Raw genomic sequence first — 23,355 nt, 5'->3', positions numbered from 1 at the left:
AGCGTCTGAGGCTGGACGATACTCGTCTTCGTTTCGACTGTGGAACTGCATCGGTAAGAATCCCGGCCGCGGGGTGAATGTGGTCGACTGATCCCACCGTTAGAAACATCCCGCCCCACATACATGATCGAGTAATGAGTAGCCTCCCGTCGGAGCAGGGCGTCGAGAAGTCGCTGTTGTCGTGGCTGGATGAACTGGGCTGGGAGACCCACGGTCTCGACGGCAGCCAGGGCGCGAGCGTCCTCGACGAGCGATACAGCCGCTCCAGCGCCGACGTGGTGTACTGGGGCCTGCTGGCCGAGCAGGCCATCAACCTCAACGACGCCGTGACTGAGGACAACGTCGACCGCCTCGTCAGCACACTCCGGCGCGATCTCGATACGGACGACCTCGTGGCTGGCAATCGCGAATTCTACAGGCTCCTCACCAGGGGCAAGCAGTTTCAGGTCGAGCAGGCCGACAGCTCGACCGAGTACGTCTACGTCGATCTGATCGACTTCGAGAATCTGGAGCGTAATCGCTTCCACGCGGTCAATCAGTTCTCGGTCTCGCGGGGAACCACCATCCGCCCGGACGTGAATCTCTTCGTCAACGGGATTCCGCTCGTGACGATGGAACTCAAGAGCCTCGCGCAGGACAACGACTACTACGACGCCATCAGCGACCTGCACAACTACGAGGACGACGTGCCGCGCCTGTTCGTGCCGGGGCTGTTCAACGTCGCCGCCGACACGACCGCGCTGCGCTACGGGGCCGTCGGCGCGCCGACGCAGTTCTACATGAAGTGGGCCGACGCACCCGAGGAGTTCCAGTCCGACAACGAGATGCGCCAGGCGGTGCAGGCGCTGTGCAACCCCGCGACGCTGCTGGACATGCTGAAGCGCTTCGTGTTCTACGACCGGCGGGCCGGCGGCGACGCCAAGATCGTCCCGCGGTACATGCAGTACTACGCCGTCAACGAGATCCTCGACCGCGTCGCCGAGGGCGAACCGTCCGCCGATCCCGAGGGAGGTACGCTCGACCGCGGGCTGATCTGGCACACCCAGGGGTCGGGCAAGTCCTTCACGATGCTGTACGCCGCCCAGAATCTGCTCTCGCGGGACCTGCTCGCGACGCCGCAGGTGTTCATCATCGTCGACACGGACAAGCTCGCCAGCCAGATGCGGGACACCCTCTCGAATATCGGCTTCGAGCAGTCCGTCGTCGCCGAGAGCATCGACCACCTGCAGGAGCTGATCGAGCAGGGCCGCAGCGAAGTCGTGCTGACGACCATCCAGAAGTTCCAGGACGTGGAGCCAGACAGTCAGGGCAACGACGAGGTGGTGGTGATGTCCGACGAGGCCCACCGCTTCATGGAGAAGGACCTGAGCAGCCGTCTCAAGGCGGCGCTCCCGAAGAACTTCCACTTCGGATTCACCGGGACGCCAGTCCGTGAAGGGGAGGACGAGACCGACCGCAACACCTTCGACGAGTTCTCACCCGAGGGAGAAGAGTACCTGCATCGCTACTCTGTCAAAGAGGGCATCGAGGATGGCCTGATCCTGCCGGTCTACTTCACGCTGCGCCATCAGATGGAGTGGAACGTCGACGAGGCCGGTCTCGACGAGGAGTTCGAACAGCAGTTCGCCGGCCTCTCGACCGACGACAAACGGGAGTTCATCCGAAACAACATCACCAGCCGCGACCTGGCCGAACTCTCGCCCCGCGTCGACCGGATCGTCGAGGAGATCGACGACCACTTCGAGGGCGTCGACAAGAACGGCTGGAAGGGAATAGTCGTCACTCCCAGCCGCAAATCCGCCGCGATGTACGGCGAACGCCTGATCGAGCGTCTCGGCGAAGACGCGATCGAAGTGCTGTACACCGCGACCGGCGACGACAGTGACCTCGTCCAGCAGTTCCACACCGAGAACGAGGAGCGCGACCAGATCGTCAAGCGATTCAAGGACGAAGACGAGCCGAAGCTCCTCGTGGTCCACAACATGCTGCTGACCGGCTTCGACGCTCCCAACATGAAGACGATGTACCTCGACCGGAACCTCAAGAACCACACCCTCATGCAGGCGATCGCCCGGACGAACCGGGTGGCCGAGGGCAAGGAGAACGGCGAGATCGTCGACTTCCAGGGCGTCTTCGAGAACATCGACGAAGCGCTCGACTACGATACCGACACCAAGGAGTACGCCGCCCGAGACAAGGCCGAACTCTTCGCCGAACTGGAGACACAGCTCGACTTCGTTCTCGATATCTTCGAGGACATCCCGATGGACGACTCTCAAGAGACGATCGACCAGTGTCTCGCCAGGGTGAGCACCCACCCGGAGAAAGGCGACTTCAAAGAAGGCTTCCGCCGCCTGCAGAACCTCTACGAATCCATCTCACCGGACGCCCGACTCATCAAAGAGGGGATTCAGGACGACTATCAGTGGCTCGCACGAGTCTACACGGCCTTCCAGCGCCATCACAACCGCTCGGACCGGCCCGAGGACGCGATGCGGGAGAAGACCAAGGAGATCATCGAAGAGCACGTCGACGTTGGCGAGATCAAGCGGGACTTTCCGGTGTACGAACTCGGGAAGGAGCACCTCGAAGCCATCGAGGACATGGACCCGGCGACGGCCGCCACGAACGTCGCCCACGCGACTCGCGACCACCTCCAGCCCAAGACCGGCCAGAATCCCAAGTACAAACGCCTCAGTGAGCGTGTCACCGAGATCGTCGAGGAGTGGGAGCAGGGCGACCGCAGCGATCCCGAAGCCGTCGAGGCACTGAAAGCGGTCGAGGAGCAGGTGCTGGCCGTCGACGAAGAGGCCGGCGAGCAGGCCAAAGCACGGGCCGAGTTCGCGATCTACACCCACCTCACGGACGAGATGCCCGACGCTGTCGACTCGCCAGAGGAGGCCGAGACGATAGCCGCCGACATCGTCACCGAGTTCGACGAGCGCGTCGATCGCAGTTATCCAGGCTGGGAGACGAATCAGACCACGGTCCAGCAGATCGACACACTGCTGCTGGACGTGCTGCTGAAAGAGCACACACGCCCCGAGCTGGCGAAAGACGAGCGCTTCATGGACGCCCTCCGGCGCTATCTCGTCCAGAACTATGTCTAAGTCGAAACAGCAACGAGAGACAGTGCTCGCCGGTCGACCCCTTGAGTACGAGGTTCGCCGGAGCGAGGACGCCACCGAACCCCGTATCGACATCGACATTCAGGGCGTACAGGTGATTCTCCCGGAAGACTCCGAAGAATCTCCTGACGAGATCCTTAGCGACAATCTGAACTGGGTGCTTTCGAAGAAGCGCAAGTACGACTCATTCCGGGAACGAGCACCCGACCGAGTGTTTGCGCCCGGCGAGACCTTCCCGTATCTGGGCGAGGACCACGAGATCGTCGTCGAACCACGCCCTGCCCACCAGGTGAGTGAGGACGAGATCCGCCTCCGACGGAGTGCAATCGACCAGTCGTCACTCCGGCAGGTGCTCGAAAACTTCTATCGAACCCGAGCAAGAGAGTTCCTCACCGAACGAGCGGATTCCTTCGCCGACTCGATGGACCTGGGCTACGACCGGATAGAGCTACGCAATCAGCGCACCCGCTGGGGGAGTTGCTCGACAAATGGCGTCCTGAGCTTCAACTGGCGGCTGATTATGGCCCCACTCGAAGCGCTTGATTACGTCGTCGTTCACGAACTGGCCCACCTGAAGGAGGCCAATCACAACGACCAATTCTGGCGTCTCGTCGAGAGCGAACTCCCCGACTATCAGCAGTGGGCCGACTGGCTCAATGCCAACAGCGTGGAGCTGATCTTTTCCGAAGACGATCTCTGAACCCCCCTTCAGAGTTGGTCGTCCTTTGCCAGTCTCCAACGACCAGCCACGACCACCGCTCAAGCACGCTTTTCGCCGCTGGTAGTACTGCCTGTTCTGCGCTGCTTGAGCGCCCTCTTTCCCCTGTTCGTGCTGGTCTTCGATCCCGGTGCTACTGGGAAGCAGGGAATATTGCTGCTACCACCCGCATCTCACCGCTCGCTCAAGCAAAGGTTTGCGCTGCTTGAGGGCGCTCGCTCCCCTGTTCTCGCTGCTCTTCGATACCGACCACCGAGACCACCCTCTCGACAGGGGCAAACCACCGCTTGAGCACCCCCTTTCTGGTTGGTCTTGCCCCTTCGGTTCAGATCGAGCGGGAACGACCACCGTTCAGGGGGTGCTTTCGCAGCTGCTCGTACTGCTGCTTGAGCGCTGCTTGAGGGTGCTCGCTCCCCTGCTTTTGCTCGTCGTCGAGACGGGGCGAACGAGCAGCGGTGAAAGGGGCAGAAATCTGCCCCCGATACTGGTGCTTGAGCGCTGCTTGACACTGCTCTACTGCTCGTTTTTGGTCGACAAGATCGAAGCGCCCCCTGAAGCACCCTTCTGCCCCTGCTCGCTGTACCCGTCGGAATCCGAGCTATGCTAGCCTCGATTCCTCGAATTCTCGATTCACCACTTCAGCGGTGGGTGCATTCAAATATGGTTCCACCGCGGAGAACGACGACCACCCACCGACTTCCATCACCACGCGCGGATTCATCCGCTCGCGTACCAGCAACGTCTGGGCGTAGTAGCGTCGGAGATCGTGACTCGACACCTTCTGCCAGTCGGTACCTCCAGACTCCTCTGCAACTCGTTCGGCAGTCGCCTTGACCCGGCGCTGCACAGAGCGCTCGCTCAGGTCAATGATCGGCTCGTCGCGATCGATGTCCTCGACGTTGGCGTAGCGGAGGAGTTCACTCTCGACCTGCTCTGGAAGGTAGGCATCGCGGGGCTTCCCACCGCTCCCTTCGGTGTCTTTTCCCTTGGGAACGCGAAGCCGAGCGTGGCCGTCGACGTGCTTGATGTGCTCTGGATGAATCTGCGGGATCTCGAAGGAGCGGAGTCCGACTTCACCGCCGAGCTGGATGATCAGGGAGTCGCGGTAGCTCCCCGCGCTCTGCTTGAGGGTCTTGTACTCGTCCGGCGTGAGCCAGCAGCGATACGAATGGTGGTTCTCGTTGCGCTCGATTCGCATGGATAGTTCTCAATGACAAGTGCGACATCATAAACCACCGTTTGGCCCGGACTGGGCCGAATCAGGCCGCTATAGCGGGTACCGTGTCGTAGTTCTTGATGAACTCTGATGATCTGGTTCTCGACAAAGACCGTGATCACTCTCTCACAATAACTAACCACAGAATGAGTGCATTCAATCAGGGGTTGGTTCTGTACGTGGATCAGCTACCTGATGTTCGTATGTTTGACCGCATGAGCAATCAGCGGTAATTGATCGACCCCATTCACTGACTGCTATATCTCCGCTTGATAGCTTGACCCAATATTTGTGTTCGACTGTTGCCTCACAACGGAAGCATTCAAATGATGCGATCGTATTAATCGATACCTCAGAAGCCCCACGAACGTCCTTATCTGCAAAAGTTTGAATTTTCACGGGAAACGTTGGCTCCGGTCCTTCTCCAGGCCACCACGGCTTTGTTGGTGTGTCAAACTCCGCATCAATTGACCTCTTGAGCTCAGCTTGAATGTCCTCGTTAGTGTTGAGGACTTTCATGAGATTTTTTCCGAGAGATGTTAGACGAAGGATCTTGCCGGTCTTATCTTTGTCATTTATAACATCTGTATGGCCCACAGAATCCGTCACATTTCGTCGTGATATTGCTCCGTATCGGCCGTGTTTAGACGCTCCTCGATCGGCGAGTCACGGACCGTAGCGGTTGTCTAAAATCTGTCCTGAGTGCCTCATTGTGTCGATCTGTTCGCGGAGCATACGCCGCAAGAGCCGATTTGTACTGCGTCTAAACAAGGCCCTCCGTATCCTTCCTTCAGAGTTGGTATTCCGGGATCATCTAGCCCAAGATCTTGTTTAGCGTATGAACGGACTGAACCCTCTTCAGTGTGGTAATTTGAGGTCTTGCCAATCCCCACATCAGAATTCACTGCTAAGTAGAGTATCCAAAGAGTGCCACCGAATCCAACGGTTTCACCAGCTTCCAGTACACTAGACTCATCCCAGGACACATCAACTGTTAGTAACAGCCGTCTAATAAACTATACGGGAGAGTAGGCTTCTCATTCCACGAAAAGACTTATGTCTTCCCTCCCCTCTCATTGTAATGAGAATGAGCACTCGCACGGAGCCCACCGAGGCTATCGAACGCTTAGCCTGGGCACTCAATTACCACCAAGGCGAATCCATCTCGACTAACAAACTCGCCGAGAAAACCGGGCTCTCTTGGGCTACTACAAAAAAGTATGTCCAAGCACTGGAAAAGATCAACAGAATATCCCCAGATATCAATGTAAACAGCGATGGCGTTATCGTGAACGCTATCGGGGACAATCTGGACAATCTAAAACAGGAGAAGGATCTCCAACTGGTAATATATATTATCCACCATGCACAAATAGAGGAAGGAGACGATAGTACGATATCCAAAGACCTCCATGCCGATATCTTGGAAAAGTACGACGACACATTAGACGAGATCGAAGAATCAGGTTGGATCCAGTGCACTGACGACACCATCCGTATTACCCCGAAAGGTGCTTCCGTTGCGGGGCCTGCCAAATCCAAATACCAGAATACAAATCTGGAACGAAGCTCCACTATACCCGAAGTCGAACCTATCCAAGCCAGTAGTGTGGACGAGTGGGAGCACAATACTCCAGTTGAGTCTGACACAGACTGGCAAAGCACTTCCCCCGGGGAATCTGATGTGGAGAACGACTTCGAAAATAGCAAATTCCAGCGTGTCGAAGCTGGTGCAGCCACTCGGTGATCTAGATGGCCTACGAAAAAGAATCTGGAACGGAAATTCACGTAGCTGATGAAGAATCTCCTGCACTCACTACCTATGAACCAAACTTTCAGCGTGTCTTTGCACGTGGAACACTCCTCAGAATGGAGGAAGAAGATGAGGACACGATCCAATTAGGATTTTGGAGTGCCAAGGAAACTGGAATAGAACTTGAAGAAGAGGATGCCCCAAACGCTGTCGGATATCGACTAGAAACAGAAGTGATGATGAACTGGGATAGCGCCATCAGACTGCGTAATCTTCTGGATAATTACATTGAGGATCACGCCCCCGATAAATATCTCGACGACTAATAGGGCACTCAAATATGCCGTATTATTAGTTGTGTCTACAATCGGCCAGATCAAGTTCTACTTCTAACTTTCGTTGTTTGAAACTCAGATATATACTATAGTACTCTTCCTTATGCGATTCTAATTATGCCATTCATCTCGTATATTCTGCCCTCGTCTCTCATTTTTATGATGTCGTGTTCTAATGTATCTGTATCTAAATTCGCTGTCTCAGCTAATTCCTCAGCAGTAATTCCGCTAGAACTTTCGATGAGAGAGAGAATCCTCTCTCGGCGTTTTGCTTGGTTCTTAGACTGCCCTGTCTCAATGATGTCCGCATCGAACTCACCCTCCTCTGGATCATATCCGACCTGCTTCATCGACTTCGTTACCAGCTTGATCGCTCGCTCCACGTCTTCGATCTCCACAGTGTCCGAAATCCGAACCCGCGCACTCGACTCGGCTAGCCGCTGGATCGCCTCGACCTTCCGGAACGTCAGCGGAATCGGTGAGTCGTCGTCTTGCTCTCCAGCACTCGCCCGGAACTCGACGAAGAACTGCTTGAGCCGCTCCGCAACTTCGTCGTCCTCGATGATCGGACGGCAGGTCTGCTTGGCGTGTGCAACGTAGGCCCGCATCACCGACCGATCGATCGCTGGTTCGACCCGCTTCTGTTCCTCCTCACTAAGCTCTTCCCCGCGAGTGTGCCGACCCGCTGCCTGCCGACTCTGGACCATGTGCTCGACGACTTCCGCGTCGTCTTCCCGATCAGGCTGGTCGGACACCATGAACATCAGGTCGAACCGCGAGAGCAGCGTCGGTCCCATGTCGATCTGCTCGCCCTTCGGTCGGTAGCGCTCGAAGCGGCCGTTCTTCGGATTCCCCGCCGCCAGTAGCGACGTGCGAGCGTTCAGCGTGGCGTTGATCCCGGCTTTGTTGACGTGGACCTGCTGGCTCTCCAGGGCATCGTGCATCGAGGACACCGCGTCGGACTGCATCTTGTCTATCTCGTCGACGCAGGCGATCCCGCCATCGGCAAGTACCAGCGCACCGGCTTCCAGTCCCCACTCGGTGTCTCCGAAGTCGTCAGCGACCGCTGCGGCAGTCATACCTGCCGCCGTCGCACCCTTTCCCGAGGCGTAGGTCGATCGCGGCGCGATCTGGTCGACGTAGCGGAGGAAAGTGGACTTGCCACAGCCGGGATCTCCGAGGAGGAGCATGTGCCAATCGCCGCGGTCGCGGCTTCCGTCGGGATACTCGTGTGCCCAGCCGCCGAAGAGCTGCAGTGCGACGGCGAGCTTGACGTGTTCGTCCCCCCGGTGTTTCGGGTTGATCGAGTCGATCAGGAGCTGGTACGGATCACTGCGCTCGCCGCTCGCGATAGCTTCGATCTCGTCGCGGTGCTCGTCTACGTCGACATCGTCGTAGTCGCTCTCCTCTTTCACCACTGCCCGCGCGTCGAGGTTCGTATCGAAATCGAGACCCTGCTCGGTGTCCGGTTCCTCAATGTCCAGTACACCGGTCAGGACCACCCTGTCGCCCGCGTCGAAGCCTTCGATCAGGTCGTCTTCCAGGTGAACGTCGACGCTCTGTCCATCGCCGCCCCGCGTCCGTTCAGGTGGCTGCTGAAGTCGAGCGTACTGGTGGTCGATCCAGCTGCTCGCCCCGGCGTTGAGTGTGAACGGTCCTTGCCGCTCACACCCCTGGCACTCGTGGGGTTCCTGTAGCGTGTCGCCAGCCTGCGGGATCGTCGTTTGACTGCCACAGCGTTGGCACTCCCACGTCGCTTCGGTGAGTCGGGGCTTCACGTCTGACACCTTCTGTACCTGCCCGCGGATATCCAGCAACTGGCCGATGTTCTCGTATCGAGAGACTTCGGACACGTCGAAGACATCCGTCTCGGGGAGGTTGTACAGTCGGACGTGCGCGCCGTCGAGATCGACGGCGACCGGAAGATCGTACAGTGCGAGCGCTTCCTCCAGGTACTCCTGTAGCTGCTGGGGATGGTCCCGAACGTCGTCGGCGATGTCGGAGTCGAACCGGTACAGGTCGTCGTAGTCGACGTAGAGGGACTTCTGTTCGCGTGGGTAGTGTTGAGCGAGCTGTCCGATCTCCTCCGAGTAGTAGTCCCGGAAGAATGCTATCAGGTCGTCGATGAGTTCGTGGTTTTCGGGCATCGTGTGTTTCTGTGAAGTCTTCACAACAGCCGCGCAGGCTGTTGGTTGGTGTGATGAGCGAGCGGTGCGAGCGGATTGCGAGCGTACTAACGGCTATCCGACAGTTGTTTACAGATCCGTCCTACCCTGCAAATTCTAAGGGTTTAGACGGTTTCGCTGAAACCGGACCATCTCGGCGGGGGCTTCCCCCATCGAGGCTGTTGTGAGGACTTCACAGATTCTCTCCCTCCTCGTCAGCCGTGTACTTGCGGGGGAGCGCTCCGGCGTCGAGATCGAGGCGAAGCTCTCCGTTCTCGTACCTGAGTGCCTTCCCGTCGATCAGACGGGCGGCGCGTTCCATGTCTCGGTAGATCGTCGTCCGGTCGATGTCCGGGAAGTGCAGGGCTTCCTCCGCTTCGTCTCGGTCGACAGTCGCTGCAGGCGGCTCGTCGCGCCGCTCACGCGCTTTCGCCGCGCGGTGAAGGTGCTGGACCAGCGTGACCGCGCGCTGCTTGCCGGACATCTTGTCGGCGTTCTCGACGACTTCCAGGATGTCGGTGCGCGCATCGAGGCGCGCGACTTCCGCTTCGAGTTCGTGGATCCGTTCGTCGCGCGCTTCCAGCTCGTCCTCTAGCTCCGCGCGTTGCTCTCGCTCATCATGCAGTTCCTCGCGGAGTCCCGAGACCTGCTTCGAGAGCGCATCCATCCGTGCAGACAGCTCCTGCACGGTGGTTTCGAGGCTCTGGTCCCCAGGGTTCGCGTCGGGAGAATCAGCTCCGTCGCCACGGTCTGGGGGATCGGGATCACTCACGCCGACCACCCCGCGAGAGACCCCCGGCTACGGGGGATAGTCATTCCGGCATGTAAACCGAGAAGGGGAAGCCGGTGGAGGGATTTGAACCCTCGGCCTAATCCTTACGAAGGATTCGCTCTGCCAGTCTGAGCTACACCGGCGCGGGCATACGGTACGATGCCCAAGACGATCATAAGGGTTCCGAAGTCGGGCGATTATGGGACACCGAGTCACAGTCACCGAGAGACGCGAACGTCCAGCACGACGTTGTGCTCGTGGGGAGCATACGAGCGGACCGTGTGGCGGGTCTCGACGGTCACGTCGTAGTCGGGTTCGAAGGCGGCCCGGATCGCCCGCTCGCCGGGTCCGTACGGATCGTCTTCGTGCTGGATGTCGTAGTAGTGGAGCACGCAGTCGTTGGCAGCGATCGTCTCGGCGGCGTCGAGGAACTCGTCGGCGCTGTGCGGGAGGTTCATGACGAGCCGATCGGCCCAGTCCTCGTAGTCGGGAGCCACCGCGCGTACGTCGCCTTCGATAGCCGTCACGCGGTCGGCGACGCCGTTCCGTCGGGCGTTCTCGCGGAGGTACTCGATCGCGGTCGGGTTGACGTCGACGCCGACGGCCGTCGCACCGCGCTGTGCGAGGGGCACCACGAACGGACCGACGCCAGCGAACATGTCGAGCGCGCGCTCGTCCGCGTCCACCTGCTCGACGACGCGGTGGCGCTCGGTCGCCAGACGAGGGGAGAAATACACCGCGTCGAGGTCTACCAGGAACTCACAGCCGTACTCGCGGTGGACCACCTCGGTGGCCGGCCGGTCCGGTTCGTCGTCGGGCTGGGCCAGTACGTCCCAGTCGCGGACGCGAGTCTCTCCTTTGACCTTCGAGGCGCGGTTGAGGACGGTCCGGACCGGGAGATCGGACGCGACGATCGCGTCGGCGATCACTCGCGCACGCTCCGGGTCGTCCTCGTCGACGACGATCACCTCGCCGATCCGCTCGTAGCTGGGCTCGAAGTCGAGCCGGTCGGCCGGCATCGTCTGGGACTCGCGGACCGGCGCGTCGTACTCGACCACGTCGAGATCGTCCGGGACCGCCGTCGGGTCCGTGACCGGGATGTAGATCGTCGCCTCGTCGACCACGATGTCGTAGCCCTCTGCGACCAGATCGGCGTCCGCGAGGCGCTGTCGGCTCTCCTCGCCGGCTTCGCGGTCGACACGCACGCAGGGAACGCCCATACCGCCACTGGCCACCCGTGGGCGGTAAGCCTGACGCTTCGCGCCCTTTATTGGCCGGCGTCGTCGACACAGCGTATGCTCACATTCGTCGGTCTCGGACTCTACGACGAGCGCTCGATCACGGTCGAGGGCAAGGAGGCCCTCCAGACTGCGACCGATATCTACGCTGAGTTCTACACGAGCAAACTGATCGGCACGACGATCCAGAAACTGGAGTACTACCACGACATCGACATCGAAGTGCTCGATCGCGCGGCCGTCGAGCAGACCCCCGACGAACTCCTCGCTGCCGCCGAAGACGGTGACGTCGCCTTCGTGACGGCAGGCGATACGATGGTCTCGACGACACACGTCGACCTCCGCCTGCGGGCCGAGGAGCGTGGCATCCACACGCGGGTGATCCACGGAACGACCGCACAGACGGCCGCGAGTTCACTGACCGGGCTCCAGAACTACCGCTTCGGGAAGGCGACGACGCTCCCCTTCGGAGACGCCCACGGTAGTGACGGCGTCCCCGACAGCGTCGTCGAGACGATCACGGCCAACCGAGAGCGAGGCCTTCACACGCTGATCTACCTGGACATCAAAGTCGACGACCCCCACTGGGAGGGCGAACAGGAGTTCATGACCGCGGATCACGCCGCCGGGCTGCTCGCGGACCACCTCGACGCGCTCGGCGTCGTCGTCGCACGGGCGGGCAGCGCGAACCCAGTCGTCGAAGCAGACAGTCTCGACGCGCTCGCCGACGGGGACTACGGCGGCCCGCTGCACCTCCTGGTCGTCCCCGCCGACCTCCACGAGATGGAACGGGACGCCCTCACGACGCTCGCCGACGCGCCGCTTGCCGGCTAGTCACGCTCGGCCGTCAGTTCCTCTCGAAGGTCGTACTCCGTCCCGGTCACGAGATACGCCACGTCGTCGACGAGCGAGAGGATCTCCGGCAGCACCTTCACCACCAGCCACGTGATGCCCACGAGCGCGATCACCGAACCGAACTGCGCGAGCAGGCGGTCGGCGATGTAGTACGACACCATCTGCTCGTCGGCCGTTCCAAACAGGCCGGTGATCGGACCGACGAACCACTGCATTCGCTGCTGGCCGAACATCGTCGCGATGAACACGTTCCGGACCAGATTCAGACCGTAGATCACCGGCACTGAGAGCGCCAGCGCACGGGCCTTCCGGCTCAGCGGGGCCTCGACCGCGAGGATCGCACCAGCGAGGATAGAGATGCTCCCCACGCCCGTACAAGCGACGATGATCGTGTACGTGATCGGCCGCTCGTTGCCCGGGAAGTAGAACGTGCTCAGATAGCCGTAGTCCGCGGACGGGACCTCGCTCAGGACGCTGGTCCCTCTCACGAGTTCGGGCTCGACGCCGATCAGCGAGAGGAGCGTCCCCGTCTGTGCGGCGACGACCTCGATCATCCACTTGCGAAGCGGGTTCGACTCCAGCAGCGGGAGGTAGGTGAAGGGCAGATAGAGCAGCCCCATGTACCCGATCGCCTTCGAGAGAGTGAACAGCGAGTCGCGACCGTTCCAGAGGAGATAGCCGACGTACAGCGACAGGGGGACGGCAGCGATACTGCCGATCCCCTCGACGATGCTCTTCTGGACGAGGACGAAGTGGGGTACCAGGACGAGCCAGAAGAGCCCGAAGACGCCCCACGTGAGAGCGCCGAGCTGACGTGCTCGCTCGCGTGCGTCCGTGTGGGCAGCGAGGACGCCCGTCGCGAGAAAGCTGATCACGAGCAGCCACGAGAGCGGTCGTGCAACGGCGAGCGGATCGCCAACGGCCGACGTAAGCGGGGCGGCACCGACCATATATTGCTACGTTACGCAATCGCGGGTATATGCTTTGCCGTTGTGCCCGCTGTCGGCACTCACGGGCTGGCGGCCGAAGAAAAATCGCGAATCAGGGACCGGACGAAGTCCGGTTAGTTAGTGTCCTCAGTTGTTGCGCCGCGTTGCGAGCAGCGCAGCAGCGAGGAGGCCGACGAGTGCGACGACTGCGCCGAAGCCAGCACCGTCGCCGGTGGTGGTCTCGTCACCGCCGTCGTCAGTCGACGTGTCTTCCGGCGTGTCTTCGCCTTCGTCAGGCGTCGCCGTGTCGGTCGGCGTGTCTTCCGGCGTGTCCGTCGGCGTGTCCGTGTCCTCGGTGGTCTGGATCGTGACCGTCGCGCTGTCGGTCACTGCCGAGCCGTTCTCGGTGTACGGACCGTCCGCACCGTCACCATCGCCGAAGTTGTACTCTTCGTTGTCGTTGGTGTCCTGGTGGGGCATCGCGACGACCGTCGCGTTCTCGTCCAGAGCGGAGTCGAGGCTGATCTCGACGTCCTGCTGGGTGCCAGAGTCGAGGTACTCGGAGTTGCCGATGACCTCACCGCTGGCGTTGTTGAGGTGGATCGCGACGAAGCCACCGTTCTCGGTCGTAACCGAGTCGACCGTCACGGTGGAGCCGTCGGTGGTCTGGTTGCTGATGCTGACGGAGGCAGTCGGGACTTCGCCGATGCGACCGTCGTACTCGTCACCGACCGGGGAGCCACCGCGACGCGTCTGCAGCGTCAGGTTGGTCCCGGGCGAGACGTCGCTGAAGTCAGCGCCGTCCGTCGTGAAGGTACCGTCCGTCTGGACGGTTGCCTCGGGTCGAGTCTGGAACGGACTCGCGTTGTCGCTGGACTGGACCCGAACCGTCAGGTCGGTGCCAGGCGCGTAGTTAGTCTGACCGGAGACGGTCTGACTAGACGCAGACTCGATCAGGATGAGGTCGTCTTCAGTGTTCGTGACGAGTTCGGTGCTCGGTTCGACGAGCGTGAACTCGCTGGAGACCTCTTCGGACTCGTCATCGTCGAGCGAGTTGAGGACGTTATCCTGTTCGATGGTGAACGTCGCCTCGAAGTTGTCACCCTCCGCGAGGTCGCGGGCGGGCTGTTCGAGGTTCGACGTTTCGACTGCGACGAAGTACGAGTTGTTCTCGGGGTCTTCGATGACCGAGATCGCGTCGTCGTTCACGAGGTCGAGCTCCTTCGGGCTGCGGTTGGCATCCTCGTTGGTCTGCTCGATCGTGAGGTCGATCGCTTCGTCGTCAGCGTTGCCCTCGTTGTTCCCGATGAAGGTCTCGAGACCACCTGCGTTGTCCACAGCACCTTCGAGACCACCAGCCTCGAGCTGGAGGAGGATAGTGTCGCCGTCATCGTCCTCGTCGTCGTAGGCAACCTCACCGGACTCGGTGATCGACGAACCGATCTCGTCGTAGATGTTACCCACATCGTCGCTGAGGTCGTCGAGGTCAGTGCCCTTCGGCGTGACCCACGACTGCATGCCGTCGGTCGAGCGCGGCTGCAGCGAGAGCGTGCCGAGTGCGTCGGAGTCGGCGTAGGCGTCAGTGCCCATCTCGACGTGGCCGACGGTGGCATTCATCTCGTATTCCGTCGGGTCGAGGGTGTCGGTGCCGACATCCTCGCCGGTGTCGGTGAAGTCGCCATCCTGGGTGATGAAGTCGATCTCGTCGTCACCGTTCGCGACGTCGACGACGTTCTCCTGAGATGCGCGGCCTGCGGTGTAGCTGTTGAATTCGAGGGAAACCTGACCGTCACCACTCTCGTCGGTGACCTGGTAGACGATGTAGTAACCCTGTTCTTCGGTACCGATGGTGACCGTCGCTTCGTCGGTGTTGGTCATCTCGACCGTGACGTTCGCGATGTCACCGGCTTCGTCGGTGAAGACGCCGTTTCCAGCGAAGGAGACGTCGCCGTCACCGGCTTCCGTGATCTCGATGGAGTCGGTCTCGGTAGTGATACCGGTAGGACCGTGTTCGACTTCGATCGAGTAGTTACCCGTGCCGTAGTCGGAATCCGTGGCGGCCGGGAGCTCGATGTCAGCGTCTCCGGTACCGTCGAGAGTCGTCGAGTCCTCGATGTCGGTGTCGTCGTCGTCCGTAACGACATCGCCGTCATCGTCGAGGAGTCGGTAGTCGATAGTGTCACCAGGTGCGGACGAGTTAACGCTGGCCGCGATTTCGTCCTCGGTGGTGATCGACTCACTGTCCGCCTCGGCACCAAGGCCGAGACTTCTGACACGGAGGGGATCCTGAACGTTGGAACCGCCGATAGCAACAACGTAGGACTCGCCAGTGTTCAGTTCAGAACTGCCGGAGTCCCACACGATGTCGGAGGACAGGTCGCCACTGTTGAGAGTTTCGACTCCCCCAGCTCGATTGTCGGTTTCGTCCGTGTCGCGGTCGTAGATGATGATTTCTACGTTCGTACCACCAGTTTCGAACCGGACGTTCTCTCCGCGGAAGAAGGAGTCCCCACCGACGACACCGTTAGTAGTGTCGATGGTGACAGACGACTCGCCGAGGACTCGGTATGGCAGGTCAGCCGTGTACGGGCCGTCCTGGTCACCGGTTGCCTCGAGTTCGTGCGTCACACGAGCCCTGCTCGAAGCATCGGTAACATCCCAGTCGAGTTCGACCTCGACAGTTGTTCCGGAAACGGATCCGGAACTGTCGAGGTCAACGACGACTTCGTCATCGTCTTCCTCGGAGACGGTCGCGATGCCGGTGCCGGTCACGACTTCCGCATCGTTGAGCGTGAGGTCGGCGTCCTCGGCACCACTTGTATCGATGGTGACCGTTTCGGTGTCGTCACCGTCTTCGAGATATGCGTCAAAGCTAATTGTCTGAGTCTGTTCGTCTGCCCCAGTGATATCGAGATCTGTGTTGGACAGATCCACGTTTTCAGTGGTGGCATTTCCGCTAGTGTCCGCAACTGCTCCTGCAGTGAAAGCTGTGCCCATCGCGACGACGGACATGACCATCAGCGCAGAGAGGAACAGGCTGCGAACCTTATCGTTAGTTCCTGTCATAGTTTGTTGTCTGTTGCAGTCGGAGCCAGCAGCTTTCTCCCTGTCGGACGCGGCTCTTGTCGCGAACCGCGTACAGACCGAACCGGGATACTCGTTACTGACACCATGGGTAGGGGTACAGTCAAAACGTTAGTCGGGTGTTATAAATGCTTTGTGGTCAGTTATGCGAGGGTGACACACATACACACGGCCTGTCGCGGCCGATATCGGCGGAATTGCTGTACTGGCGACGGCGTCAGTTAGTCGGTCCCTCTCGGCCAGCGGGGAGGTGTCCGAGACGCCGATGTAGGACCACGTGTGCGCTCGCGAGCGTGTGCCTGATCGCTATCGCTCGGACGGCACAGTCGTCCAGCGGCGACGATCGAGAAGAAGCACCAGCAGAGAGTGGCCCGTTCGCGTCGCCGGCTACGACGTGACGATCTCGACTTCGTGGCCGTCGGCGTCCTTCGTGAAGGCGTAGTTGTAGTCACAGGACTCGGGGTCGCGGTACTCCTCGGCTTCGCGAACCATCAGCGACGCCCACGCGTCTTCGAGGTCGTCGGCGCGGGCGGCGATGTGGCCCCACGCGTCGCCCAGCTCGTACGTGCGCCCGTCGTAGTTGTACGTGAGTTCGACGGTCATCGCCTCCTGGGCGGCGTCGGGGTCGGCCAGGAAGTAGTTCGCGAAGCTGTCGGCCTCCCAGCGCCCGGCGGGCTCGAAGCCCAGCTTGCGGGCGTACCAGCCGATCGCGGCGTCGGCGTCCTCGACGCGGACCATCGTGTGATCGAGGCTGTAGCGCGCCCCGTGGTCGCGTTCGACGATCTCGATCTCGTGGCCGTCGGGGTCTTTCACGAAGGCGTAGCCGGGGTTTTCTTCGGGCGGGCGGTAGTCTTCGACGCCCTCGTCCATCAGCTCGTGGTAGGCCTCGGTCACGTCCGCGACGCGGACCGCGATGTGACCCCACGCGTCGCCCAGCTCGTACGTGCGCCCGTCGTGGTTGTACGTGAGTTCCAGCAGGGCACCGTCCTCGTGTACGTCCTCGGGACCGAGGAAGACGTTGGTGAACGTCTCGGCCTCCCAGCGACCCTTCTCCTCGTAGCCGAGGTGTGTGGTGTACCAGTCGAGCGATTCGTCGAGATCTTCGACGCGAATCATCGTGTGGTCGAGGGTCAGTCCCATGTGCGAACGAAGAGGGTGCGAGCCGAAAAGCCTAGTGCCAGCAGTCACTCCGATGACAGCCCGACACCGGCGCGGACCGTCGACCAGTCGAACCACCAGACGACGGCGACACAGAACACCGTCCCCAGCGGGATCGCGAAGCGGCCGGGCTGGCGAGCGAAGCCGTGTGCGAGCGACAGCTGGGTCAGTCCGGCGAGCAAGAGCAGTCCGTCGGTCACGCGGCGGTCCTCGCGGCCCAGCACACGCCCGGCGAGGGCGCTGGCGACGGCACCGAGATAGAGCACGACACCGATCCCCCACGCCTGCAAGAAGGGCGGGAGCACTGTCGTCTGGCGGAGGTAGTAGGCGTCGATGGTGGTGATCGCGCCGGTGTTGGGGTCGACCAGCGCGAAGGGGAACACGAACGTGACGGTCCCGGCCACGGCCACGGACCACGGGAGGGCTGCCAGCAGACAGATCGCGCCGAGGCGTCGGTCCATCCGTCACTCCGTGAGAATCCGCAGCACGTCCTCGTCTTCGAGTTCGTGGTCCTGGCCGACCTGTTGTTCCTCGTGCATGGCGCTCGGGCCGCTCACGCGAGCGAAGCGGAAGCGCTCCTCGAAGTCGCCGCCGAGCTTCTCGCAGGCGTCTTCGACGGTCTGGCCCCGCCGGAGGATCAGCGGCTCGTCCCTGTCGATGCCCCGACCGGGCTTGTCCATGTAGATCCGGATGAGTCCGAGTTCCTCCCAGATCCGCTCGCGGAGCGCATCGAGGCCGCGCTCTTCGACGGCGCTGATGAACACGGCGTCGTCGGGGTCGACGTCGTACTCGCGCAGTTGCGCGTCGACGGTCTCCTTGTAGTCGGGTTCGATGAGGTCCGCCTTGTTGACGACGACGGCGGAGGGGACGTAGACGCGGTTGTCCATCACGCCGTCGATGAGCCGGTCGATGTCGACCTGCTCGCCGATCGTGACGTTCGCGTTCACGTGGCCGTGCTCGCGGAGGACGCCCTTGATCGTCTCCTCGTCGAGATCGAGGTCGACGCTGGCGTTGATCGAGAGCCCGTCCTTGGCCTTGCGCCGGATCGAGACCCGCGGCAGCGATCGGTCGACGCGGACCTTGTTCTTGTACAGTTCGTCGCTGAGACGCTGGTACTGGTCGATCTCGAACACCGACAGGACGAACACGATCAGGTCCGCGGTCCGGACGACCGACAGCACGGCCTGGCCGTCGCCCTTGCCGGCGGCCGCACCCTCGATCAGTCCGGGCACGTCCAGCATCTGAATGTTGGCCCCGCGGTACTGGAGCATGCCGGGGTTCACGTCGAGCGTCGTAAACTCGTAGGAACCCGTTTCGCTCTCGGCGTTCGTGAGGGCGTTCAACAGCGTCGACTTCCCGACGCTCGGGAAGCCAACGAGCGCGACGGTGGCGTCGCCGTGTTTCTCGACGGCGTAGCCGCCGCCACCGCCCGAGGAGTCTTGCTGTTCGAGCTTCTCCTTTTTCTCCGCGAGCTTGGACTTGAGCCGGCCGATATGAGCCTCTGTGGACTTGTTGTAGGGCGTGCTGGCGATTTCCTCTTCGATCTCGCGGATCTCCTCTTCGAGCCCCATCAACAGTATATCCGCCCTCGGTTCCGAATAAGGCTTTCCTCATACTCTCGCGCAGTGTCCCCACCCACGGTCGAGAAGCGAGACGCAGCGTTCCGGCCGGTAGTAGTGTACCGACGAGACAGAGGACCGGGGCTACCCGTCGTCGGTCTCCTCGGCGGTCGCGAGCTTGATCGCCACTTCGGGTTTCGTCCAGATGACGAACCCGTCGTCGCGGTCGACGACGCCCCGAATGTACTCTTCGTTGACCGGGGGCTCGTTGATCTCGGACTCCACGACGGGAGCGACCTGCCTGACCTCGTCGACGATCCAGCCGATCGCGCCCTGGTCGTCGAACGCTTCGGGGTCGAAGACGATCATCAGGGACTCCTGGCCCTCGGCGTCGATGTCGAGCAGCGCCTTCGGATCGAGGATCGTCGTGATCTGGCCCCGCAGGTCGACCACGCCCTCGATGTACTCGTCGGTGTTTGGCACGCGCGTGATCGTGTCGCGTTTGACGATCTCCTCGACCAGCGAGATGTCGATGCAGTAGTGCTCGTCGCCGAGCGCAAACTCCAGGACGCGCGTCGACTCCTCGGTCGTCGTGTTCTCCGACTCGACCGCCGACGGTGCGGTGTCCGTGCTCGCGGCGTCCGCGGTCGACTCGTCGGACGCCGCCAGCGCGGCGTCGATCTGTTCCTGGTCGGGGAGTTCGACGCCGCTGGCCTCCTGGACCGCAGCGGCAGTCTCTGCCGGCGTCGGTTCGCCCCCGCCAGCCTGGGGCGACTGGGTCTCAGTCCCGCCGCCCGAGACACTGGCCGCCGCCTGTGCGGCCCGCTGTGCGATTGCCTCGGGGTCGGGTGACCCCTCGTCGGTCGTGTTCGATTCCTCCGGGTCGCTCGCCGAAGTGCCCTCGTTCATACTGTCGTCGCTCGTCTGTGTGTCGTCCGTCCCCTGGGAGGCTCCGTCCGCCCGTGCCGGCTGCTGGGCCGCCTCGTTCTGTGGGGTCGCGTGCGTTCGTTCGCTCGGTTCGTCCGTCTCGGCGGCCGTGTCGGCCTCCGGCTCCGTCACCGCGTCGTCGGCTTCCGTCTCCGGCGGTGACGCCTCGTCCGTCGCTGCCGGGTCGTTGGTCGGCGCTGCCGGTTCGTCGGCTGCGTCCGTCGCTGCGTCGTCGGCTTCTGTGTCGTCTGCGTCTGCCTCGGACACAGCGTCAGACGACTCTGCAGTCGCTTCCGGCTCGTCGGCTGCTTCAGTTGTTTCCGACTCGTCGTCGGTCGGCGCTTCCGGCTCGTCGGCTGCGTCCGTCGCTACGTCGTCGGCCTCCGCGTCGTCTGCGTCTGCCTCCCCGAAGTCGTCGGCGTCGTCGCCGGACCGCTGGCCTTCGCGCATCCGGCGGATCCGTTTGGCGCGGTCCATGCGCTCGTCGTCGTCGCTCATGCCGGCACCTCCTCGTCCAGCAGGCCGAACTGTCTGTCCAGTTCCGTCGCAACGTCGAGAAAGACCGATTCCATGTCCACGGATTCCTCGTACTGGAAGATAGAACTGCCGGCTGTGAAGGCCCGCTGGAGCGCGACGCGCTTGCGGACCTCCCAGATGGGGAACTCCTCGAACACCTCGCCGAGCCACGACAGCATCGTCTCGTCTTCGTTCGTCTTCTCGACCCGGTTGGCGACCACGCCGAGCGTGTTGACGGTGATGCCGGTCTGGCCCTCCAGAGCGGCCATCTGGTCGATCAGGAGTTCGATGGCCCGCTCCGAGGACGCCTCGGTCAGCGCCGGGACGAGGATGTTTCGAGACGCGTAGATACCGGCGTCTGTGAGTTTCCCGTAGAAGGGCGGCGAGTCGATGACGACGTAGTCGTAGTCGTCTTCGACCACGGCGAGTGCCTCGTCGAGTACGTCGAGTGCGTGCGCGCCCGAGACGGAGTCGGGCGTGACGTTCAGCGAGAGGTCACTCAGCGTCTCGGGGTCGATGTCGATCGAGTCGTCGTGTTGGACCCGCGCCACGAGGTCGGCGATAGTCAGTTCGTGTTCGACCTGGAGCATGTCGATGTTGCTCGGGACCACGTCCATCTCGTCGTGGTCCACGATCAGATCCGCGATCGACGAGCGCTGGTCGGCGCTCGTCAGCACGTCGAACAGCGTCGGTGGCTGGGCGTCGTAGCTCTCGACCAGCCCCAGTGCCTCCGTGGCGTTGCCCTGAGGGTCGAGGTCGACGAACAGCACGTCACGGCCGCGTTCGTTGAGCGCGCCGGCCACGTTGACGGCGACCGTCGTCTTCCCGGTGCCGCCTTTGGCGTTCGTCACACACAGGCGCGCTACAGTGGACCCAGATTGGCGACTCATCGTCGAAGTACCAGGGTCTCGTCGCTAGCCGAATATAAAAATACGCTCCCGATTATCAACGACTGGACTGGGAGCTAGCGAGGGGGCGCGAGAGAACGAGTCGTTCAGCGTGTCAGACGGTCGTCTGACTGTGTGCAAGATTTAACACGTTGCAGGGGAAACAGGGTGGTATCATGACCATCAATCCGCGCGACTACGATCTCGACGAGTTACGGAAGATGGCAAAGCAACAGCGGCCGGGCAACGGGATGGGCGACGAGGAGACGCTCGATCCGGCCGAGCTGGGAATGGCGATGGACGAGGGCGGCGACGCTCCCGCGGGCGATTCGTTCCGTGCCGGTCTCTACCGCGAGCTGCTGCCCTTCCTCGGCTCGGACGGCACGGAGAAGCCGTATCTGGCGGCGTTGCCCGAGAACTACGCGGCCGAGTTCGTCGTCTTCGAGTGGCTGGAGTTCCTCCTGATGCACTCGGGGTATCAGGGAGCCGAGGAGGCACTCGACTACTACGAGGACATCGACTGGATCACCGACGGCGTCCAGTCGTCGCTGTCGGACTACCTCCGTGGCATCGACGAGTCGGGGACCAACGACGGTGCCAGCCTCGACGTGGACGATCACATGCTGAGTCTCGTCTACGTCGCGAAGCTCCACTCGATGGCCTGATACGGTTTATTGTAGTTGCGTACCGGTGATCGTCTACTCCGTGGCGACGATCACCGGTAAATCGCCACAATAATCCGTATGAACCGGTCGCGCGGACGATGGTCGAGCGGCGCGCTTGCTGGCAGTTCGATTATCAGCTCTGTTAGTTCGGTCGGGGGATATATATCGGACGCGGCAAAATCACTGGCACATGAGTGACGACGCGGCAGACGACGCCTCGACGGGCGACCAGTCGGAGTCAGTCGACGAGGAATCACCGGCCGGCGACGCCGAGGCGGCAGTGCCCATCGGCGTGAAGCTCGGCAGCACCCGAACCGTCATCTCCGTCCCCGGAGCCCGTGGCACCGAGGACGAGATCATCAGGACCCTGACCTGTCTCGCGACCTACGAGGACGCACTGACCGGCGAGGAGAAGGTCCTCTACGGCGAGGAGGCGGCCGCGGAGTACCCCGACCGCGTCCAGTTCATGCTCCGGTCGGGACTGCCGGAAGACGAGGACCGGGCGGAGCTGACCGAGACGTTCTTCCAGGCGTTGATCGACCAGAACGACCTCCCCGAGTACAGCGCCGTGGTCTACGCGATTCCGACGATCGACAACCCACAGGGCCTGGAGAACCTCAGCTCGGTCATCGAGGGCAGTTCGATCGGCAAGCGTCTCGTCGAGAGCTACCCCGAGTCCCTCTGTGGTGCGATTCCGGCCTTCGGCGACGATCTGGAAGCCATCGACGAGATCTTCCTGGCGGTCAACATGGGATCGACGAACCTCGAAGCGTCGGCCTACCGGCGCGGTGAACAGCTCGCGCCGTTCACGACCGGAGCCGTGACCGGCAACGAGGTCGACCGGATGATCGCGAACTACGTCGAGGAAGAGACCCAGGGGCGGGTCAACATCGACACCCAGACGGCCCGCGAGTACAAGGAGGAACACGCCGACTTCGTCGACTTCGAGCCCTTCACGGACATCATTCAACAGCCCGGCGGGGGCTCTCACGAGTTCACGATCGAACGCTCGGTGATGGACGCCGTCGACGAGTACCTGGACGACGCGGTCGAGGAAGTCGCCAACACGTTCCTCCCGGAGCTGGCCAACGATTACATGAAGGTGTACCAGCTGGCGCTGGACCGGCCGATCGTCCTCACGGGCGGCATGGCCTGCATCCCGGGGATCGTCGAGGAGTTCGAGCGCCGACTCAGCGAGGAGCTGAACCGCGAGATCGAGGCCATCGCCGCCGATCAGCCCGACATCGCCCCGACGATCGGTGCCCAGCGGATCGCGGAGCGCCTCGGCGAGAACGCCTAGGAGCCGCCCGCCAGCGTGTCGAACCACCGGACGATCGACGGTGAATCCGCCGGTCTCGACAGCGACAGCGTCTCGAAGGCCGTCGGATCGATGCGAACTATCGGCGACTCCGTTTGACAGTCAGTGTCACGACGGTCGAACATTCGACTC

The 23,355-nt window shown here is 61.8% G+C and carries 20 protein-coding genes and 1 tRNA gene; 7 read left to right on the top strand and 14 right to left on the bottom strand.

Annotated features, from left to right (window positions below; genetic code table 11):
- The first annotated feature begins 134 nt into the window (after positions 1 to 134).
- Together HALKA_RS0114825 and HALKA_RS0114820 are read left to right on the top strand one after the other, a co-directional pair.
- A complete protein-coding gene (locus HALKA_RS0114825; RefSeq protein WP_018258731.1) occupies positions 135 to 3,110 on the top strand; it encodes a type I restriction endonuclease subunit R in 2,976 nt (991 codons plus the stop codon).
- Positions 3,103 to 3,828 carry a M48 family metallopeptidase gene (locus HALKA_RS0114820; protein WP_026190334.1) on the top strand — a complete coding sequence of 242 codons (726 nt, stop codon included), beginning with the start codon at positions 3,103 to 3,105 and terminating at the stop codon, positions 3,826 to 3,828. The genes HALKA_RS0114825 and HALKA_RS0114820 overlap by 8 nt, the downstream gene beginning before the upstream one ends.
- A gap of 616 nt (positions 3,829 to 4,444) precedes the next feature.
- Here HALKA_RS0114820 and HALKA_RS0114810 read toward each other — a convergent pair.
- Together HALKA_RS0114810 and HALKA_RS21095 are read right to left on the bottom strand one after the other, a co-directional pair.
- Positions 4,445 to 5,044 carry a site-specific integrase gene (locus tag HALKA_RS0114810; RefSeq protein WP_018258729.1) on the bottom strand — a complete coding sequence of 200 codons (600 nt, stop codon included), beginning with the start codon at positions 5,042 to 5,044 and terminating at the stop codon, positions 4,445 to 4,447.
- A gap of 174 nt (positions 5,045 to 5,218) precedes the next feature.
- Positions 5,219 to 5,671: a hypothetical protein gene (locus HALKA_RS21095; RefSeq protein WP_155119419.1), complete on the bottom strand. Its 453-nt coding sequence runs from the start codon at positions 5,669 to 5,671 to the stop codon at positions 5,219 to 5,221.
- Between the two features lie 478 nt (positions 5,672 to 6,149).
- Between HALKA_RS21095 and HALKA_RS0114800 the strand changes: the two genes are divergently transcribed.
- Together HALKA_RS0114800 and HALKA_RS21090 are read left to right on the top strand one after the other, a co-directional pair.
- Positions 6,150 to 6,809, top strand: coding sequence for a winged helix-turn-helix transcriptional regulator (locus tag HALKA_RS0114800; RefSeq protein WP_018258727.1), 660 nt, complete (start codon positions 6,150 to 6,152; stop codon positions 6,807 to 6,809).
- A gap of 5 nt (positions 6,810 to 6,814) precedes the next feature.
- A complete protein-coding gene (locus tag HALKA_RS21090; RefSeq protein ID WP_044956551.1) occupies positions 6,815 to 7,141 on the top strand; it encodes a hypothetical protein in 327 nt (108 codons plus the stop codon).
- Positions 7,142 to 7,251: 110 nt separating this feature from the next.
- Here HALKA_RS21090 and HALKA_RS0114790 read toward each other — a convergent pair whose 3' ends face one another.
- The 4 genes from HALKA_RS0114790 to HALKA_RS0114775 all read right to left on the bottom strand — a co-directional run bounded on the left by HALKA_RS0114790 (position 7,252) and on the right by HALKA_RS0114775 (position 11,307).
- Positions 7,252 to 9,297: a minichromosome maintenance protein MCM gene (locus tag HALKA_RS0114790; RefSeq protein ID WP_018258725.1), complete on the bottom strand. Its 2,046-nt coding sequence runs from the start codon at positions 9,295 to 9,297 to the stop codon at positions 7,252 to 7,254.
- A gap of 211 nt (positions 9,298 to 9,508) precedes the next feature.
- Positions 9,509 to 10,087 carry a hypothetical protein gene (locus HALKA_RS0114785; protein WP_245545402.1) on the bottom strand — a complete coding sequence of 193 codons (579 nt, stop codon included), beginning with the start codon at positions 10,085 to 10,087 and terminating at the stop codon, positions 9,509 to 9,511.
- A gap of 69 nt (positions 10,088 to 10,156) precedes the next feature.
- Positions 10,157 to 10,230: transfer RNA gene (locus tag HALKA_RS0114780), tRNA-Thr, on the bottom strand.
- Positions 10,231 to 10,305: 75 nt separating this feature from the next.
- Positions 10,306 to 11,307, bottom strand: a complete 1,002-nt coding sequence (locus HALKA_RS0114775; protein ID WP_018258723.1) for a class I SAM-dependent methyltransferase — start codon at positions 11,305 to 11,307, stop codon at positions 10,306 to 10,308.
- A 75-nt stretch (positions 11,308 to 11,382) separates the two neighbouring features.
- Between HALKA_RS0114775 and dph5 the strand changes: the two genes are divergently transcribed.
- Positions 11,383 to 12,159 (top strand): diphthine synthase, encoded by a 777-nt coding sequence (gene dph5, locus HALKA_RS0114770; RefSeq protein WP_018258722.1) that lies wholly within the window; start codon positions 11,383 to 11,385, stop codon positions 12,157 to 12,159.
- Here dph5 and artA read toward each other — a convergent pair.
- From artA to HALKA_RS0114735, 7 genes are all read right to left on the bottom strand, one after another.
- The gene (gene artA / locus HALKA_RS0114765; protein WP_018258721.1) at positions 12,156 to 13,130 is read right to left on the bottom strand and encodes an archaeosortase A; all 975 of its coding nucleotides are present in this window, start codon (positions 13,128 to 13,130) and stop codon (positions 12,156 to 12,158) included. The two genes, dph5 and artA, sit on opposite strands and share 4 nt — an antisense overlap.
- Positions 13,131 to 13,256: 126 nt before the next feature.
- The gene (locus HALKA_RS0114760) at positions 13,257 to 16,175 is read right to left on the bottom strand and encodes a DUF7282 domain-containing protein (RefSeq protein ID WP_080505826.1); all 2,919 of its coding nucleotides are present in this window, start codon (positions 16,173 to 16,175) and stop codon (positions 13,257 to 13,259) included.
- Positions 16,176 to 16,580: 405 nt separating this feature from the next.
- The gene (locus HALKA_RS0114755) at positions 16,581 to 17,333 is read right to left on the bottom strand and encodes a VOC family protein (RefSeq protein ID WP_018258719.1); all 753 of its coding nucleotides are present in this window, start codon (positions 17,331 to 17,333) and stop codon (positions 16,581 to 16,583) included.
- A gap of 44 nt (positions 17,334 to 17,377) precedes the next feature.
- The gene (locus HALKA_RS19615) at positions 17,378 to 17,812 is read right to left on the bottom strand and encodes a TIGR04206 family protein (RefSeq protein ID WP_018258718.1); all 435 of its coding nucleotides are present in this window, start codon (positions 17,810 to 17,812) and stop codon (positions 17,378 to 17,380) included.
- Positions 17,813 to 17,815: 3 nt separating this feature from the next.
- Positions 17,816 to 18,922, bottom strand: a complete 1,107-nt coding sequence (locus HALKA_RS0114745; RefSeq protein WP_018258717.1) for an OBG GTPase family GTP-binding protein — start codon at positions 18,920 to 18,922, stop codon at positions 17,816 to 17,818.
- A gap of 132 nt (positions 18,923 to 19,054) precedes the next feature.
- The gene (locus tag HALKA_RS0114740) at positions 19,055 to 20,335 is read right to left on the bottom strand and encodes a chemotaxis protein CheW (protein WP_018258716.1); all 1,281 of its coding nucleotides are present in this window, start codon (positions 20,333 to 20,335) and stop codon (positions 19,055 to 19,057) included.
- Positions 20,332 to 21,243 (bottom strand): ParA family protein, encoded by a 912-nt coding sequence (locus tag HALKA_RS0114735; RefSeq protein ID WP_018258715.1) that lies wholly within the window; start codon positions 21,241 to 21,243, stop codon positions 20,332 to 20,334. Before HALKA_RS0114735 ends, HALKA_RS0114740 begins: the two co-directional genes overlap by 4 nt.
- A gap of 173 nt (positions 21,244 to 21,416) precedes the next feature.
- Between HALKA_RS0114735 and HALKA_RS0114730 the strand changes: the two genes are divergently transcribed.
- Together HALKA_RS0114730 and HALKA_RS0114725 are read left to right on the top strand one after the other, a co-directional pair.
- On the top strand, positions 21,417 to 21,905 hold the full coding sequence (locus HALKA_RS0114730) for a FlaD/FlaE family flagellar protein (RefSeq protein WP_018258714.1): 489 nt from the start codon (positions 21,417 to 21,419) through the stop codon (positions 21,903 to 21,905).
- Positions 21,906 to 22,095: 190 nt separating this feature from the next.
- Complete coding sequence (locus tag HALKA_RS0114725; RefSeq protein ID WP_018258713.1) at positions 22,096 to 23,205, top strand: actin-like salactin; 1,110 nt, start codon at positions 22,096 to 22,098, stop codon at positions 23,203 to 23,205.
- On the opposite strand, the gene HALKA_RS21665 is transcribed toward HALKA_RS0114725, so the two are convergent.
- Complete coding sequence (locus tag HALKA_RS21665; RefSeq protein ID WP_018258712.1) at positions 23,202 to 23,348, bottom strand: hypothetical protein; 147 nt, start codon at positions 23,346 to 23,348, stop codon at positions 23,202 to 23,204. The two genes, HALKA_RS0114725 and HALKA_RS21665, sit on opposite strands and share 4 nt — an antisense overlap.
- Positions 23,349 to 23,355: the final 7 nt, after the last annotated feature.

Origin of the sequence: Halomicrobium katesii DSM 19301, assembly GCF_000379085.1 — an archaeon.
Classification (GTDB): Archaea; Halobacteriota; Halobacteria; order Halobacteriales; family Haloarculaceae; genus Halomicrobium; species Halomicrobium katesii.
The sequence above is the reverse complement of the archived record's forward strand: the minus strand, read 5'-3'. Positions and strand labels throughout refer to the sequence as shown.

Bases quoted from the DNA above. Each gene is read 5' to 3' on its own strand.
- HALKA_RS0114825 (WP_018258731.1), top strand. From the start codon at position 135: ATGAGTAGCCTCCCGTCGGAGCAGGGCGTCGAGAAGTCGCTGTTGTCG.
- HALKA_RS0114820 (WP_026190334.1), top strand. From the start codon at position 3,103: ATGTCTAAGTCGAAACAGCAACGAGAGACAGTGCTCGCCGGTCGACCC.
- HALKA_RS0114810 (WP_018258729.1), bottom strand. From the start codon at position 5,044: ATGCGAATCGAGCGCAACGAGAACCACCATTCGTATCGCTGCTGGCTC.
- HALKA_RS0114800 (WP_018258727.1), top strand. From the start codon at position 6,150: ATGAGCACTCGCACGGAGCCCACCGAGGCTATCGAACGCTTAGCCTGG.
- HALKA_RS21090 (WP_044956551.1), top strand. From the start codon at position 6,815: ATGGCCTACGAAAAAGAATCTGGAACGGAAATTCACGTAGCTGATGAA.
- HALKA_RS0114790 (WP_018258725.1), bottom strand. From the start codon at position 9,297: ATGCCCGAAAACCACGAACTCATCGACGACCTGATAGCATTCTTCCGG.
- HALKA_RS0114775 (WP_018258723.1), bottom strand. From the start codon at position 11,307: ATGGGCGTTCCCTGCGTGCGTGTCGACCGCGAAGCCGGCGAGGAGAGC.
- dph5 (WP_018258722.1), top strand. From the start codon at position 11,383: ATGCTCACATTCGTCGGTCTCGGACTCTACGACGAGCGCTCGATCACG.
- artA (WP_018258721.1), bottom strand. From the start codon at position 13,130: ATGGTCGGTGCCGCCCCGCTTACGTCGGCCGTTGGCGATCCGCTCGCC.
- HALKA_RS0114760 (WP_080505826.1), bottom strand. From the start codon at position 16,175: ATGACAGGAACTAACGATAAGGTTCGCAGCCTGTTCCTCTCTGCGCTG.
- HALKA_RS0114755 (WP_018258719.1), bottom strand. From the start codon at position 17,333: ATGGGACTGACCCTCGACCACACGATGATTCGCGTCGAAGATCTCGAC.
- HALKA_RS19615 (WP_018258718.1), bottom strand. From the start codon at position 17,812: ATGGACCGACGCCTCGGCGCGATCTGTCTGCTGGCAGCCCTCCCGTGG.
- HALKA_RS0114745 (WP_018258717.1), bottom strand. From the start codon at position 18,922: ATGGGGCTCGAAGAGGAGATCCGCGAGATCGAAGAGGAAATCGCCAGC.
- HALKA_RS0114740 (WP_018258716.1), bottom strand. From the start codon at position 20,335: ATGAGCGACGACGACGAGCGCATGGACCGCGCCAAACGGATCCGCCGG.
- HALKA_RS0114735 (WP_018258715.1), bottom strand. From the start codon at position 21,243: ATGAGTCGCCAATCTGGGTCCACTGTAGCGCGCCTGTGTGTGACGAAC.
- HALKA_RS0114730 (WP_018258714.1), top strand. From the start codon at position 21,417: ATGACCATCAATCCGCGCGACTACGATCTCGACGAGTTACGGAAGATG.
- HALKA_RS0114725 (WP_018258713.1), top strand. From the start codon at position 22,096: ATGAGTGACGACGCGGCAGACGACGCCTCGACGGGCGACCAGTCGGAG.
- HALKA_RS21665 (WP_018258712.1), bottom strand. From the start codon at position 23,348: ATGTTCGACCGTCGTGACACTGACTGTCAAACGGAGTCGCCGATAGTT.